Raw genomic sequence first — 445 nt, forward strand, 5'->3', positions numbered from 1 at the left:
GTCGAAGTCCTGTTTGACCCACGCCCGGGCGTCCTGTGCCTTCTTGTAGTACTTGTCGTGGTAGCCCGCCGAAAGGGCGTACGTTCCGAGGAGAACCCGGCGCTTGACCTCCTCGCCGAAGCCCTCCTCGCGGGCGTTGGCGAAGGAATCGTTCCAGTTGCCGTCGTAGCCGCCCGACTGTCCGTAGCGGACGCCGTCGAACCGCGCGAGGTTCGAGGACGCCTCGGACATGGCGATGACGTAGTACGCCTCGACGGCGTGTTCGACCGAGGGCAGGTCAACCTCGTGGTAGCTCGCGCCCTGTGGTTCGAGGTCGTCCAACGCCGTCCAGAACGTCTCGACAACCTCTTGGTCAGCCCCGTTGAGCAGCTCTGTCGGAACACCGATAGAGAGTCCGTCGCCGTCACCGTCGGCAGCCGCCGCGTAGGAACCGTCGGCCTCGGGT

1 protein-coding gene is annotated in these 445 nt (G+C 65.4%); it reads right to left on the reverse strand.

Translation table 11 applies throughout. From position 1 onward, the window contains the following. A partial coding sequence (locus DVK05_RS16620) for an amidase family protein (protein ID WP_255409720.1) occupies nt 1-445 on the reverse strand: 445 nt, incomplete at both ends.

Source organism: Halorubrum sp. Atlit-8R, from assembly GCF_003666025.1.
Classification (GTDB): domain Archaea; phylum Halobacteriota; class Halobacteria; order Halobacteriales; family Haloferacaceae; genus Halorubrum; species Halorubrum salinarum.